The sequence below is a fragment of the Cardinium endosymbiont of Dermatophagoides farinae genome (assembly GCF_007559345.1).
Classification (GTDB): Bacteria; Bacteroidota; Bacteroidia; order Cytophagales; family Amoebophilaceae; genus Cardinium.
Map to the genome: position 1 here is coordinate 18,903 of NZ_VMBH01000005.1, position 15,184 is coordinate 34,086.

13 protein-coding genes and 2 pseudogenes are annotated in these 15,184 nt (G+C 32.7%); 10 read left to right on the forward strand and 5 right to left on the reverse strand.

From position 1 onward, the window contains the following. Window positions 1–477: 477 nt before the first annotated feature. On the reverse strand, window positions 478–1,377 hold the full coding sequence (locus FPG78_RS06950; RefSeq protein WP_144087241.1) for a toprim domain-containing protein: 900 nt from the start codon (window positions 1,375–1,377) through the stop codon (window positions 478–480). 191 nt (window positions 1,378–1,568) lie between these two features. Next, a complete protein-coding gene (mobV, locus tag FPG78_RS06955) occupies window positions 1,569–2,228 on the reverse strand; it encodes a MobV family relaxase (RefSeq protein WP_144087242.1) in 660 nt (219 codons plus the stop codon). A gap of 275 nt (window positions 2,229–2,503) precedes the next feature. Here mobV and FPG78_RS06960 point away from each other — a divergent pair, with 275 nt between their 5' ends. The 7 genes from FPG78_RS06960 (at window position 2,504) to FPG78_RS06985 (ending at window position 9,193) form a co-directional block, all read left to right on the forward strand. Then, window positions 2,504–2,791 carry a hypothetical protein gene (locus FPG78_RS06960; protein WP_144087243.1) on the forward strand — a complete coding sequence of 96 codons (288 nt, stop codon included), beginning with the start codon at window positions 2,504–2,506 and terminating at the stop codon, window positions 2,789–2,791. A gap of 49 nt (window positions 2,792–2,840) precedes the next feature. After that, window positions 2,841–3,014, forward strand: a complete 174-nt coding sequence (locus tag FPG78_RS07345) for a hypothetical protein (RefSeq protein ID WP_186292531.1) — start codon at window positions 2,841–2,843, stop codon at window positions 3,012–3,014. 1,145 nt (window positions 3,015–4,159) lie between these two features. After that, on the forward strand, window positions 4,160–4,918 hold the full coding sequence (locus tag FPG78_RS06965) for a type IV secretory system conjugative DNA transfer family protein (protein ID WP_255431805.1): 759 nt from the start codon (window positions 4,160–4,162) through the stop codon (window positions 4,916–4,918). 234 nt (window positions 4,919–5,152) lie between these two features. Then, the gene (locus tag FPG78_RS06970) at window positions 5,153–5,716 is read left to right on the forward strand and encodes an ankyrin repeat domain-containing protein (protein ID WP_144087245.1); all 564 of its coding nucleotides are present in this window, start codon (window positions 5,153–5,155) and stop codon (window positions 5,714–5,716) included. 87 nt (window positions 5,717–5,803) lie between these two features. Then, the gene (locus FPG78_RS06975) at window positions 5,804–6,298 is read left to right on the forward strand and encodes a hypothetical protein (RefSeq protein WP_144087246.1); all 495 of its coding nucleotides are present in this window, start codon (window positions 5,804–5,806) and stop codon (window positions 6,296–6,298) included. Between the two features lie 108 nt (window positions 6,299–6,406). Then, on the forward strand, window positions 6,407–8,848 hold the full coding sequence (locus tag FPG78_RS06980; RefSeq protein ID WP_144087231.1) for a hypothetical protein: 2,442 nt from the start codon (window positions 6,407–6,409) through the stop codon (window positions 8,846–8,848). 102 nt (window positions 8,849–8,950) lie between these two features. Further along, window positions 8,951–9,193, forward strand: coding sequence for a hypothetical protein (locus FPG78_RS06985; protein ID WP_144087232.1), 243 nt, complete (start codon window positions 8,951–8,953; stop codon window positions 9,191–9,193). Between the two features lie 181 nt (window positions 9,194–9,374). Here FPG78_RS06985 and FPG78_RS06990 read toward each other — a convergent pair whose 3' ends face one another. After that, window positions 9,375–10,034 carry a recombinase family protein gene (locus tag FPG78_RS06990; RefSeq protein WP_144087233.1) on the reverse strand — a complete coding sequence of 220 codons (660 nt, stop codon included), beginning with the start codon at window positions 10,032–10,034 and terminating at the stop codon, window positions 9,375–9,377. Window positions 10,035–10,201: 167 nt separating this feature from the next. On the opposite strand from FPG78_RS06990, the pseudogene FPG78_RS06995 reads away from it, so the two are divergent. Then, a pseudogene (locus tag FPG78_RS06995) lies at window positions 10,202–11,125 on the forward strand (DUF4158 domain-containing protein); the annotation flags it as partial. A 345-nt stretch (window positions 11,126–11,470) separates the two neighbouring features. Continuing rightward, a complete protein-coding gene (locus FPG78_RS07000) occupies window positions 11,471–11,746 on the forward strand; it encodes a hypothetical protein (protein ID WP_144087247.1) in 276 nt (91 codons plus the stop codon). Here FPG78_RS07000 and FPG78_RS08535 read toward each other — a convergent pair. Further along, a pseudogene (locus FPG78_RS08535) lies at window positions 11,706–12,771 on the reverse strand (Rpn family recombination-promoting nuclease/putative transposase). The gene FPG78_RS07000 and the pseudogene FPG78_RS08535 sit on opposite strands and share 41 nt — an antisense overlap. Before the next feature lie 992 nt (window positions 12,772–13,763). Continuing rightward, complete coding sequence (locus tag FPG78_RS07905) at window positions 13,764–13,964, reverse strand: nucleotide-binding protein (protein WP_223262099.1); 201 nt, start codon at window positions 13,962–13,964, stop codon at window positions 13,764–13,766. Between the two features lie 697 nt (window positions 13,965–14,661). Between FPG78_RS07905 and FPG78_RS08575 the strand changes: the two genes are divergently transcribed. Then, the gene (locus FPG78_RS08575) at window positions 14,662–15,117 is read left to right on the forward strand and encodes a recombinase family protein (RefSeq protein WP_478210239.1); all 456 of its coding nucleotides are present in this window, start codon (window positions 14,662–14,664) and stop codon (window positions 15,115–15,117) included. Window positions 15,118–15,184 lie beyond the last annotated feature (67 nt).

Here is a 15,184-nt window from a genome sequence, read left to right on the forward strand (position 1 = left end):
TAGTTGATTACGAATGTATTATATGTTTATAAAGTGTTATCTTGGAACAGATATATATATATAAACACATTAGTAATATATATTATATTGATTACGAATAATTTATAGGCATATTTCTGTATATTTTTATACATACCCAATTAGACACTTTAGTTAACATGCATATTACTGATTATGAGTAAGTTATACATATTTATACGTTTTTTATAAAAAAGCACATATGAATAACTAACATTCAATTATATAATATTATACAAGTGTCCACTGAAGTGTCAATAGAAAATAAACACACATAGACACATACAAGATCTACTATCCTAATCGAAAGGCAATTCCATACCCATTATTAGTTAGCCCCCTTTCGCGTTGCTTACACAACTCATGTTCCTGCCCACTAGTAACCAACTCCTTTTGGAGTTTTCTAAGCATTTCTTGCTTTCCTAAATCAGATACCAATTCTTCATTCCAGTCTTTAACCTAAAATGGTATAGACAATTTGCACCTTACCCGACACGTATCAGCTAATTCACGAACCTCTTTATCCATACACCTACCTGCCTTATCACTATCAAAAGCCAGCGTTACAGACCACCCATTCTCCATAGCATTAGAAAAAACGTTCGCAAGCTCCTTTTTAACCCCTTCAGATAAACTACCACAAGTAGCAACATACATAGTACCTTCCGAAGGCTTATGAATTTGTTTATAGCTTAAAGCGTCTATGGGACTTTCTGAGACCACAATATGCTTTACGGGTAGACCAGACTCAACCAAGACAGACAACCCGAGAGGCAGCCCTTTTTGGAAGTATTTAGTGCTATTAAAAAATCCATCATCTGACATGGAAACTTTAGCATCAGATTGATAGCTAATGGTACTGCATATAGTACCTTTTCCGTTACTATCTATGTCCCTATATAAGGCAAACACAGCTTGGTTACCTACTTTAACACCTATATAACACCCATAAGTAACCGCATCAATACCTCTACAAGCCAAGTAATTACCTTTCTGATGTTCGACAACCCTATTATTAAACGCCTCTTGAGCGATATGACGCTGTGAGAAAACATCCCCTAGTTCTACAGATAAAGATTTTTGATCTTTAACAACACGATCATCTAAGTGTCTACTGGATGATCTACAAATACTCTGATAACTAAACCCACGTTTTTGCATAAAATCTACAATAGTTCCTTTCTCTTGTTCGTCTATCAAAGATTTATACATCCAGTGATCATTTTGATTAGGACTATTTTTAATCAAAATTTTGTCACCTTCTTTTTCCATAACAGCCCAAGTTTTAGAGCTTTTTTCTCTATCTAAAATATAACCCATAGAAACAGCATGTTGAATTAAATTAACTTCTCTTTTCACTTTTTCTAGATCATCTTTAATTCGATTCTCAATAAGTGTCTTATGAGTATTTCTAGAATAGATAACTTCTTGTTTAAGGCATGAATTTTCTTCTTCTAAGGAATGGAGCTTAACCTGTACTTTTTCTAACGCCTCTTTAGCTTGTTCACGATGAAATGGATTTAAGGTGTTTATGTATTTAGTTTCTGATGCTATCTCCCTTTCAATTTTATTGACACTTTTTTTGAGATGGTGTGTTTTCTACTAGTTAATGAAACTTCTATACCACGTTCTAAGCCAAATGGGGCCATAGCTTCTGCATATCTACTTTGATATCCCTGTAGCTTAACAGTACCATGTCTATAATGTTTAGCACTTAATCTTCCATCTGGAGTTATTGGAACCACTACGCAATGAATATGTGGAGTTCTTTCATCCCTATGTATAGAGAATCGAACGATATTTCTTTCTCCACCAAATGCCCCACAAGAAAAATCCCAATTAGCTTTTTTCCAACTTTCAAATAACTTTTCATTGGATTCTATTTCTTTCATGCGATCATGACTACCAGTCATAACTAAACCTAAGGATTTAACAGCATCTGAACGAATAGCTTTAGATAATTTATAGCCTTCTGATATCCTTTGATCAACAAGTTCAGATAACGATTTACCACCTGTATTGACCCACTCTTCGTTTAAATGTGTTCTAGAGGGATCTATATGTAAGCCTAGTTCTGAATTCAAACTTTTCTCTTCTTCATCCTCAAATACACCTGTTTTTTTAGCTTCCTTACAAGATCTATCTATGTGTTTACCTATACCTATTAATCCTTTCTGGTAGCCCTTAATATTAAATGTTGCGAATGCCATACCTATAAATGCATCATGCTAAAAAAACAAATCTTCTTTCCCATTTACTCGACCTAAAACATTAAACGTAAGATAACGATAATTTGTCAAAAACGAATGGTCCTTGCGAAGCAAGGATTAACTAAACCTTACTAAAATAAGGCCCCGTCACTTATCCAGACAAGACACTGTGAATAGTAGGCTAATGGGAAAAAAGTGTTTGTAAAAAGACATAGTCTTTGAAAAATTATACTATATTTAAATCTTTGTAATTTTAATAATTAATATATATGAATATGGAAAATAATGTTAAAATAATGGTAGAAAAACTTATTAAAGAAGGAGTCGATATGGATATAATCCTTAAGTCATCTGGACTGTCTATAAAGGAAATAGAAGATATAAGTCCTATCGCTTATGGACGATATTTAGGAGCTAAAAAAAAGCTATTAGAAATAGCAAATAGAATGTTAGTACTTGGATATAAAAAGGAAAAAATAGTGGAGGTAACTGGAATGTTTTACTCAAAAATAGAAGAATTAGAAAATAATTTAAAATGTAAAAATAAAAGTAAAAAATTTTGATTTTTTGAAAAAATTGCTATATTATATAATATATAAAAATTATATAAATATGGAAGATAAAATTAAAATCATAGTATCAAAGCTGGTTAAAACAGAAATTGATATGAATGCTTTTCTTAAAGTATCTGATATTTCTATAAAAGAAAAAATAGAAGAAGTTACTAGGGTATACTGTGCGACAATGAAAAAGTCAAGACATACAAGAAAAGCACTAAAATATTAGTGACATACCATTGATGTTAACTTTTTATTTTTTTCTAGCCTTATTTCTATTTCAGTTACTTTACTGGTTGAAAATCAGTAGAATTTGTATAAATGACTGATACTTGAAATGGGCAGTTGATTTAGTATTCTATTCAGGGCTTGGGTGCTATACTCGCCTGATTTTGGTAGGGTCTGTTTGTTTTCTGGCATGGGATAGATTAAAGCTATTTTTATCAAAATCTTTCGGTAAAAATAATGGTTTTGTATCTGCAGTATTACTCTTTCCTTTTGTTTTATATTTTTTGAAAGGATATGTATTTGTTTATCCAGGTATGATTTTATAAAATCACGCGAATGGTTAATACCTTATATATTTATACTGTTTTTTACTGCTTTTGCAATTCCATTTTGGTTTTATAGAGATATAAAACCTTCCATAAAAAAAGATAAAAGTTCAATTATTAGTCCTAAATTTTACGATAAGAAGTCACCTTTTAGTATTGCTTTACCTACTAAAAATGGTCTATTGCCCATCAATAATCCTCAGAGAGGAATTTATATACTAGGTGGTCCTGGAAGTGGTAAAACCAGATATATTTTAGAGCCAATATTATATGAAATGATACGAAAAGGCTATTGTGGACTTGTATATGATTATGATTTTGAAGGTACGCCAGTAGATCCAAAAAAGAGTTATTTCTTATCTAAATTTATATATAATTACTATTTTTAAAATTACCAAGAAAAAATAGGAAAGATATTGCTTTTAAGACGATTAATTTTACGGATCTGAATAAAAGTAGTCGCATCAATCCCATTGATCCTATATACATATCGGATAGAGCCTATTTAGAAGAATATGTAATCGTATTATTAAAAAATCTTAATCCTGGCGGGAAAGATGATTTTTGGTATTTAAGTACTAAATCCCTTCTAAAAGGCATTATCGCTTATTTATCCAATCAGGCAAAAAGTTGTTGTACACTACCACATGTGTTAACATTATCTACTAAGCCTTTTGGTAAAATATTGAGTTTAATAGAGTAAGACTCAGAGGCCCGTTCCTATGCAAGTTCCATATTTGATGCTTATAAAGGCGGAGATAAATCATCTGGTCAGTTAATAGGTATCATAGCAAGCTTTAAAACAAGCTTACAATCTTTAATTGATAAGAACTTATTTTGGGTATTGAGTAAAAATGAAATAGATTTAAATATCAACGATAATATTACTCCAACCATAATTTGTATAGGTAACTTCCCACCTGCCAAATCAGCTTTCAGTCCAGTGATATCCCTTCTGATTACCATATGTTTTAAATCTATGTATGGGCACAATAGAACGAAGAATTTTGTGGCCATAGATGAGCTACCTACCTTATACATCCCAGGCTTATCAGAAGTCCCAGCTACGGCAAGAAAGTACGGTATTAGTACCATTTCTTGCATACAATCGAATGCCCAACTAGAGGATACCTATGGAAATATAGGTGCTAAAAAGATACAAGGGACCCTAAGCAATCGATTTATAGGCAACTGTGGTGTGGAGTCTTCTAGATATGCCAGTTCCATCTTTGGTAAGGAAGAACATACGATCAGGTCTACAAGTTCCTCAGAAACCTGTCACAGTAATACTCAAGGTTATCATACTACGCAAGGTGAAAATATCACTATACATGAGCAAGAATTGATAAAACCTAATGAGTTTTCAAGTTTTGATGTAGGATTTTTTGCAGGGAAAGTAGTAGAAAGTGATAGCGTATTTTTTCAGGAACAGTTTAAGGAGGTATCGTCCTACGATAAACATTTTAAAAATGAGCTGTTAAAAGATTTACCAGATGTTACAAAGGTTAGTAATGAAGATATTATAGCTAATCAAAGGAAAATAGAAGAAGAGATAGATCTACTTTTGGAATATATGTAGATATATTTTTTTAGTTAAAAATTTTTGTATGTTTTGAAATAATTTCATACATTCTTGCTATTTTTATTAAGTATAGCAAAAATATATGAAATTATCATTAAGTTATTTATATTTTTTAGCTTGTAGCTGTTTAGCTACTACTTGTTTGGAAACGAAAGTCAAACCAAAAATTGAGCATAATCAGCTATAGATTATGGTCATAAATTTCATTTCAGATGCATTACACAAAACGTATTGAGCCAACAACAAAATCATCAAACCATTAACTGTCCTCTTTGCCGTAAGGGTCTATCAGAAGATATGATTCAAAAAATAGTTTCTGGTGCTACTACTCCAACCATGAGTGCATTCAGTACGTTAAATGCAGTTAAGCAAGAAGATATGCCAAAGTTAAAGTTTTTATTAGAAAAAGGTGGCAATCCAAATGAGGCAACTATTTCCAATGTTGCTTTAGAAGAGGCTGTTCGTCAGTCTAACTATGAGATGGTTTCTTTGTTATTGGACTATGGTGCTAATCCTATATACCAAGACCCTGGAACAAATAATACGCCTTTGCATTATGCAGCAGATAATATGCTTTTCAAAGGAACTAGCCAGGATATATCTGACAAGATATTCATAGCCCTTATCAAACATGGTGCTATGGTAAATAGTAAAAATGTGGAATGTAAAACACCTAGGGATCGTGTGTGTACGTCTGATGATCCTCTATTTGTTTTAACAGAAGCTGGCGGTATTCGTTCAGGCTATTTCGATGATATTCAACCTGCATTTGGCTTGTCAGGAAGTAAAAGTTAAGCAGAAGATTTTATTTGGAAAGGAACTAGAACATATAAACTATCACGCAAAATTATAACCATGTTTAAGAATAAAATAATAACAAGCTTGATAGTTTTTTTAGGTTTGACTTTTAGTGTATTTGGTAAACCTAATAGGGTTTATGTCTTGCAAAGACCTATTCATACACATGGTTGTCATGGGATAGAAGTCAATTATGGGGTTTCGCATGAAATGCATGGGGTTTCTGCAGGATATGCATATCACATTAATGAAATATGGCATATGAAATTATCTGGTGGTTTTTCTAACAAAAACCTATTGACGGTATACAATACTTACCATTATAATTTGTTCAATTATTACGAGTCTACCTTTCTGAATTGTTTAATAGGATGTCAAGGGAGCTATAAGTTCCACCATGCTTGTTGGGAGCATTGTTCTAAACGTTTCAATATAGGCGCCCAATTAGGTTTAGAGGTGGAAAAATATATCACGGATTATTTGTTGTTGATATTACTAGCAGAGGCTCCTATTTCCTTTTTGGATAAAAATGATGTTTTTAATTATCGATTTTCGGCAGGACTACGTATCACTTTTTAAAAAACATCTATTGATTTAGTCGAAACAGTAATGTAGCAAGTAGTTTTGCTATGTACTATCAACTCAATATAACGAATATATGGTTAATTAATGAAAATGAGAACTAAAATGAAAAAAATAGTATCCCAATTCTTTATTACTGCTTCTTTATTTTTTTGGTCTTGTACAGTGGCCTTTAGACAGCAATTTGCCGACGATATCATTTGGATACCAAAGCATGAATATACCTTATTACCAGAAAAAGGTGTATCACCTGTTTTAGCAGAAAAAGTTCCTGTAATCTTGAGTATTAAGTTTGACGACGCATGGAATAACGATAGATCCAATAAACCCAAATCTCCACATAGATATGAAAAATGGAATGTTAATCCAGAAGTGATCCAATTTCGTATTAAGGGTATTAGGGTTGAAGGTGGCGAAGGGAAACTGTTCAAGCGTGTTGAAATAGATGGGAACGCTTCTATAGGTGAGCCGTTTAAAGTAGGAAGTATAGTCCAACATGGTGATACACCTCTATACTATGTTCCTAATGAGCAAGACACTTGTCATATGCATAAGGTCAGTATTGATGCTGTTATATTGACTTGTGATTTTAACAGAGAGGGAGGAGATCCTATAACATGCTCGTTAAGGCTGGATGAACCTCTATACGCTTTAAAGGCTGGTACAAATGTCAAGGTTGCTTATGTAGAAGACAAAGGTGGTACACCTATTCATATTAATATCACTTCAGATAACGTGTTGGCATCTTTGCAAAAATATAGATTAGTTAAATGGTGTGTGACAGATGGACAAGGTACTATGTATGTAGATACAGGATCATGCAAAAAAACAATATGTAGCAATGAACCGATTAAATTTGGTAATAATACCCTTTTTTACGCCCCAAAACCTGGTAGTGATGGAAATCATACCATTCATTTAACAGTAGGCAATACTAAAAGTGATACCACACAAGACTATTCTTTTTCTGTTAAAGTTCAAGATCATAGAATTGAAAATTTTACAGCTGAGCTTTCTATGGCTTCAGAAAAATCTCCTCTGTTACCGTTTAAAGATAGGGTATGTAAACTCAAGATCTGTCCATTAACTGATGCAGGTAAGGTGCTTAATTACCATATCAAGGCCATTAAATTGAATGGAGGTAAGTTTATCCTAGGAAAGGACGAAATGATAGCAAATACGCCTTTAACAGTAGGCGTCAATACTTTAATGTTTAATCCATGTGGTTTTGTTGGGGATTTAGAGCCTAGCATCACAATAATCAATGAAAAGGGAGATGAACGTGAAGTGACCTTTAAGCAGCCATTTGTTGTCAAGGATCCTGACTTTAAAGTAGTTGCTAGTCTAGAAGGTAGTATTGAGAATGGTATGGATAACAGACATATCAACTTAAAGGTTATTGCTCCTTTTAATACTATAAGTGATAAGTTTATTTTGTCAAATTATCGTCTATCAGGCGGTATAGTAGGTGATTTACTAAAGCTAACAGGAGAGCCTGTTGAACCAGGTGGTATGCTTTCAGTAGGAGATAGTGCATTTAAATTTAGGTTAGGTGAGTTAGATACGTTTATGGATAAAATTGATGGTGCACCAAGGATTTACTTCGATGTTACTTATCCAGATGGCACAAATCATGAAACAGAAGCTATAGATCTTTCTATTTTCTTATTTGAAGGATTGGCCTCTAAGATAGAGGCATTATCTGAAGATAGTAAATCGCTTTATAAACCCATTGTTCAGGACTATAGTTTAAATCCAGAATTAGCCTTTCAAAATTTACAAGCTATAGAACCAGCTTGGTATAATAGACAATCTAACCTACATAATATACTGGTCTATATGCAGCATGATACGGCTATTTCCACTCAAGCTACGGATGCACTTACTAGCCTACAGACACTCAAAAGTGATACTAAAGATAAAGTAAAGGCTAGGGTATTAACCACAAGGTTATTGCATGACTGGAATAAAGAAATAGGTCATATTCGATCTAACCAAGAACCAGATGGTCGTAGAATACATACAGGAATACTAGAAAAAGAGGTTAGTGCTTTTTCTGATATATTTCGATCATGTAGAGATATTCCATGTATGGAAGATATAGTACAATCTTTAGATGATGTACTTGAAAAAATAGAAGACTTAAAAAGAGAAACAGAAGTAAAACAGGCTAATAAAGACAGAGATAAAGCAAGAGAAGAAGCTTTTAAAGATCGTACTACTAGGTCTATAGAAAATGAGCAAAGAGAAAGAAAATATGAAGACCAACGTTTAGAAATGGAGATAGAAGAACTCTGTGAGAGTAGAAATAAACTAGAATCTAAAATAAGAAAACATGATGGGGATATTTCAGATTTAAATGCGTTGATTCAGGAGTTAAGTAGGGTGAATAGTTCGTTAAAAGACCAAATTAATAAAAATGAGTTATCACGTCAGTATGAAAATCGCTTGTTAGAAGCGAGTATACATGCTAATTGTGCAAATAGTAGAAGAGAAAGAATGTTTGTATTGGACATGGTTGAAAAAATAATAAACGAACATAAATAAAAAAAGTAGAATATATTTTTTTAGAGTAAATCTATTCTTTCCCATTAGCTTGTTTATAATACTCCCTACGAAGTAAGGATATAATATTAAAATAGAATTAAAATGATATTACTTGATATCACAGGTGCCCTTGAAGGCTGGATTGCAAGCGGCTACCAATTGTTAACCTTGGTAGCCAAGCTACTAGGTGTAGTGGGCGCCTTTAGATTGGCCTATTTGTATAATACTGGCAGGGATAGAGGCATGATATTTCATGAATTATTACACTGGGTAGCTGCCATTGTATTTTTTTCGTCCATTGGTCCTTTGTATGATATGGTTGCCAATTTTTTTAGAATCGGATAAAGGAGAGATTTCCCATGCAAAAATTAGTCAATAGGGGGTCTCCTTGGATATAAGAAATTATTGTACGTTAAGGCTGTTTCCTGTACTAAAGATGTTCTTCTTTTTCTTCCAGGTTATTGTATAAATTTACCTGATTAGCAACATGTTTCAGACATTACTTTTCTCACTTTCCAGCAATTTATTAAAAGTGCTTAGCATTGCTTTTTTCATTGTTTACAAAGTACAATTTCTGAATACGACATACCTGCGAAGCGCTGTACCCGGTAGCTTGTGCGGTATCTTGAATGCTTAGTTTTTTAACACTTCGATAATATATTACCTTCTGATGACGCTCATGATCAGCCTGTTTTCCACGATATTTACCCTCTTGACGTGCTCTTTCGATTCCCTGTTTTTGCCGTTGCTGACGGCTCAACCAATCCTTATACGACATTGCGGCCATTAGATCCATGAGCATATTATTGATGGCAGAAATCACAGCACGAGTTACTGGATCATTTTGTGATGGTTCTTTGTCAGACAAAACCTGCCATGAAGTTGGGATGTCCAGGCTTACAATTCTCAATTCATGATGTTCAATCTGCTTTTTGAGTGTTAGCCAGTCACTGTTACTAAGTCTGGTCAGCCGATCTATTTGTTCTACTAGTAGAATATCATTTCGGTGACTATCCATTAGTAATCGTCCCAGTTCTGGTCTTTCCAGTTTTGTTCCGCTGATATTTTCTCGGTAGTAGCTAGCGATTTTGTGTCCTCTCTCCTGAACAAACTGCTCGAGCATTTCTTTTGTTCGATCTGCAAACTGATCTTCTACTGAAGCTCTCAAATAAGCTCTGATGAACATATTCTAACGAATTTATCGTATTTAGGTTATGTCATTGAATCTATTGCATATAGGTTATTTCATTGATTCAATTTAATAATTTTTAAGATATTTCATTGAGGTGTACCATTATGCGATAAAAATTTAAACGAAAATTAATCTACAAAATAATTATCAATGCAAACTATATGTCTAGGAGACAAATTCTTTCCCAGTCCGAAAGAGCGTCATTACTAGCTTTACCTAAGGATGAACTGACGCTGATCCGCATGACTTATTTCAGCGAACAGGATTTAGCGCTTATTAATACGCACCGCAAGCCAGCCAATAGGTTCGGTTTTTCTGTCTTGCTTTGTTACCTGAAGAACATAGGGATGATCCAGATAAAAAATCACTACTTTCCGATTTTTTACTCAAGCATATCGCTAGCAGACTTAATTTATCAAATGAACTTTGGAAAGATTACGCATCAGGACGAGACACCACTCGCAGGGAACATTTAATAGAACTATACCACTATCTAGGACTAAAGAAATTTACAAAACAGATTCAAAATGATTACATTTCGTATTTAATTCCACTTGCAAAACGCACTGACAAGGGTATTCTTCTTGCACAAGAACTTCTAAAGTATATGCAACGAAATTGCGTGATTATTCCCACTATTGATGTACTGGAGCGAACGTGCTCAAAGGCCATGGCTGCTGGTGATAAAATAGTATTCTCGAACTGAATGCTCAACTTATATCAGAGCATAAAATCAATCTAGACAGCCTTCTGCATCAAATAATCATCTTTCACGTCTATCTTGGATTCTTCAACCTCCTGGTAAAATTAACGGAAAAAATGTATTACAGCACATTGAACGCTTGAATACGATCGTGGCAATAGACTTACCGGTAGGGATCGGACGTTTAGTTCATCAGAATCGGTTACTGAAACTGGCCCGTGAGGGTCGGAATATGAGTAGCCGAGATTTGACTAAGTTCTCATCAAGCAGACGATACGCTATTCTAATATGTGTGATTGAAGAAGCCAGAGCTACACTTACAGATGAGATCATCGATTTGCATGAGCGTATCTTGAACAGTATGTTCAGCCGGGCTAAAAGGCTAACATAGAAAAATACAAAAACAGCCTTAACGTACAATAATTTCCCATATCCAAGGAGACCCCAATAGACTTTAAGTGGAATCGGAAGAGGTGTCTAAAAATGATAAAGAAGCTATTGCAGAGCTTTACAGTGAAAAGTTAAACAAAGATCTAATACAGCATATCGTTAAAAGTAAAATCAAAAGAAATAGTAAATTTTAAATGAAAATGAGTGAAAAATACAAACTAGAAGACGTGAAGGAGTTTGCTTATAACCCTTTTTTAAACTACAGTTCAGAGTACAATTCGATGAGTTTTTCATAGATGAATTGTCAAATAAAGCTAAGAATATCATAAAATATTTAATGTGTAAACATTCATTTAAAGAAGAAAAATTCTTATTTAAGCTAAATGAATTTAATAGGTTTATGATATATATAAATATGGAATATCCCTGTGACGGTATATCAGAACTATGCGCTAAGAAGGTATTAGCCAAAACCAAAGATCCAGATCTATATTGGGTGAATAATGATTTCCTTAGTACTGGAATCTTTCAACCCAAATATAATATATGGAAGATGATGGATATAAATAAGTCTAAACAAGTTCCTCGATACGAGATACAGGTAAACCAGTAAGAGCAATAATATCCTCTATAGGGTAGCCGCGTAAGAGCATGGATTTGGCTATCTCTAGTTTACCTTTTTCTTCTCCTAACTGTATCCCTTTCTCTTGTCCTATTTGGATACCCATCAACTTCCCTTTCTCTTGCCCTATCTGAATACCCATCAACTTCCCTTTCTCTTGTCCTATTTGGATACCCATCAACTTCCCTTTCTCTTGCCCTATCTGAATACCCATCAACTTTCCTTTCTCTTGCCCTATTCGGATACCTTCGTCCCTATATTTTTGTGCTATAGTTCTCATAATATCTTCTTTATCTTCACTAGGTAGATGCTTTGTTATAATATTTTCTAGAGCAGCCTGCTGATCTTCAGGTAATTTACTGTCACTATACCATAAAAAGCTTCTTATGTAAAGATAACTTTTTTCTTTGTCTAGGACAATACATGATTTAAAATTTTCTAAAAATTCATCCCATAACTTAAGCATATCACGAGTGTGAACATATTTCATGAAATATTCCATCATGCCCAAGTGTGCCTTCTTTTTGATTTCATTATCTGGCATAGCATAGATATCTACCAATTGATAATCACCTCCCATAAGTTCTTTAGCAAGACTAGGTTCACTAAACAAATCCCATAGATTTTTTGGACAGTAAAAGGCCTGTTACCGTGATAGAGCACTATCGGTATTACCAAAGGTAATTTGGATTTTTCCTTTGTTTTATGCCTTTCTAGTAAGAGGAAGATGTATTTCCATAACTTAAAGGCTGTCCAATACTTAGGCTCACCTCGGCTTCGATCAAGGCATACACAAAAGCTTGCTGATTATTTTTAGTTTTGATAGAGCATACTAAATCACTGAATTTTTGCTTCAAATCTTCTTCAACAAATGATTCTTTTTCAATTTTAATGGTGTCTAGATCCAGTAATGATTTACATGATGCTGGTAAATAATAGTTTAAAAACTCCTGAGCAGCTATTGGATCAGAGAGAATTTTTTTAGCGAGCCCATCGTGTTTTAGTCTTTCTGTCATAAAGATAGTTTACTAAAAAGATTTAAATATTGGAAAGAAATAATCTGCGATAATTACTTAATCGTATTTATAAGTACAAATATAATATATTTTAAATTATTATACATTACAAATAAGTATTTATTTTAGTTTCTATTATAGATTTCTATTTTTTACTCAAATAGTCTCATGTTATATAGGAATATCCTGATAAATGGATCCACATAACGTTTATTTAGAAAAGGTTTTTTCCTAGTACCCTAATTACACACTTTCTCTATCAATTTTCTTTAAAAATTTCATCCAATATCCAACTATGTCTAGATCTTTTTACTTGATAGTAATCATTTATACATTGACTATCAATCTTTTGAATTAGACTATTGGGTAATCTTAATTGTATATTTTGTATAATTCGCTCTTCTTTTTTACTATTATTAGGAACAGTACCCCCCTTGTTTATAAGATCACTCACTTTACGCTCACAAGAAGGTGATTTTTTTAGAAATAGCCATTTTTTTAGTATAATTTTATTATTATTATAATACTAATTTAATTTTAAATTGAATCTAAATTAATACTAACTATAAAATTAAATTAAAGCATTAAATTCTTGTATAGCTTTTATATCTTTAGGCTTTTCTTCAGTAATTGCTAGCCTTTTGAAGATGCATTTGGAAACGACGTCCTGTTTCCTAATGAAAATATCTATGAACTCCAACGTTTTATTCTCCTTAAGAAGGTTAGCAGCCTCACTATTATTTTGCCCACTAAAATCAGCCTTATTGATAAAAGAAAATGATTGTAATTTTGGGTTAATAATCCTCATTTCTTCTACTAATGTGGATACTTTTTCTATGGTCCAAATATCAAATGATCTAGGAACAAATGGGACTAAGTAAATATCAGCAATGCTTATAGCAGCGCGTTGACTAGTAGTATCCCTATCACCTGTATCAATAATAATATGGTCATACTTTGATCTTGACTTTACTGTTTGATCACGAACTGCTCTATGATAATTGAATGGATGTATAATACAAGTTATCTTTCATTGTCTCACTTCTAAACACAGTAAAATCAGAAGCAGTTTGTTGATCGTCTGCATCAATTAAAAGAATATCTTTGAATTTTTTGGCCATTAAAACTGCCAAATTTGTAGAAATAGTAGATTTACCAGATCCTCCTTTAATACCACCTATTACATATATCATTTTTATACTTCTATAGATTTATTACAATATATTTTATATGTCATAATAAACATTATTTAATATTATATAGATACTTTTTTAATATTAATTACATATCATACTTAATGATAATTAATCAAATATACAATATTAATATCACAATAGTATCAAGATTTACGTATTAATAAATAAACATATTAAGAGGTGATTTCAGAAAACGGGAAATAAAGCGCACTAAGAGTATAGTAGCCCAAAAAAATTAGACAAAAAAATAATAATTTCAAGAATTCGCTTTCCATTTAATAAAACGAACTATAAAGAAAAATGATTCTTAAAAAGAAGAAATTATTTACAACTCATTATCTGTTATATTTTACTTACTATAAAGTAATAACTTATATTATAAATAACGAATCAAATTCGTAAATTTTAACAGATAGCGAACTAAAAACAAAAATCAGAAAATGGCCTATTGTCTCCTCGGCATATAGTTTGCATTAATAATTATTTTGTAGATTAATTTTCGTTTAAATACTTATCGCATAAGGGTGTACTCAAACGATATAGCAAAAATGTTGTCATATTCCATTAATGGAATAACCTACATGCGATAGATTCAATGACGTAACCTAAATACGATAAATTGATGATAGTATGTTCATCAGAGCTATATTTGATAGCTTAAACAGAAGATCAGTTTGCAGATCGCGCCAAAGAAATGCTGGAGCAGTTTGTTCAGGAAAGGGGGCACAAAATTTCCAGTTACTACCGAGAAAATATCAGCGGAACAAAAATAGAAAGAACAGAATTAGGACGATTACTCATGGATAGTCACAGAAATGATATTTTACTGGTCGAACGAATAGATCGGCTGACCCGTCTAAGTAATAGTGATTGGGTTATACTCAAAAAATTCATTTGTCTTAAGTTTCTTAAAATACTATACATACTAAAAATAGCCTCACCTACGTGGCAGTACGACATTGTCTCTCATCATCTTAGTAGCCCAATTTGTTTTCCCAATATTGATTATTATTTTATTATTATCATCGTGCGTATGATCAATTATATTTCCTGCTGCCGTAGGTGGCAGAAACCTACCCAAACATTTACACTCATCAATATTTATTATCATCTACATTCAAATAATCTGCTCTGTTTTTCCAATAGGTAATTGGCGGAAGATTTCTACTAGTTTGTGTTTGAAAAGTAATAAAAGGATCTAAATAATCTGTTTTTAA

Coding starts and splice junctions, on each gene's coding strand:
- mobV (WP_144087242.1), bottom strand. CDS start 2,228: ATGGCATTCGCAACATTTAATATTAAGGGCTACCAGAAAGGATTAATA.
- FPG78_RS06960 (WP_144087243.1), top strand. CDS start 2,504: ATGGAAAATAATGTTAAAATAATGGTAGAAAAACTTATTAAAGAAGGA.
- FPG78_RS07345 (WP_186292531.1), top strand. CDS start 2,841: ATGGAAGATAAAATTAAAATCATAGTATCAAAGCTGGTTAAAACAGAA.
- FPG78_RS06980 (WP_144087231.1), top strand. CDS start 6,407: ATGAAAAAAATAGTATCCCAATTCTTTATTACTGCTTCTTTATTTTTT.
- FPG78_RS06985 (WP_144087232.1), top strand. CDS start 8,951: ATGATATTACTTGATATCACAGGTGCCCTTGAAGGCTGGATTGCAAGC.
- FPG78_RS06990 (WP_144087233.1), bottom strand. CDS start 10,034: ATGTTCATCAGAGCTTATTTGAGAGCTTCAGTAGAAGATCAGTTTGCA.
- FPG78_RS07000 (WP_144087247.1), top strand. CDS start 11,471: ATGTGTAAACATTCATTTAAAGAAGAAAAATTCTTATTTAAGCTAAAT.
- FPG78_RS07905 (WP_223262099.1), bottom strand. CDS start 13,964: ATGATATATGTAATAGGTGGTATTAAAGGAGGATCTGGTAAATCTACT.
- FPG78_RS08575 (WP_478210239.1), top strand. CDS start 14,662: ATGCTGGAGCAGTTTGTTCAGGAAAGGGGGCACAAAATTTCCAGTTAC.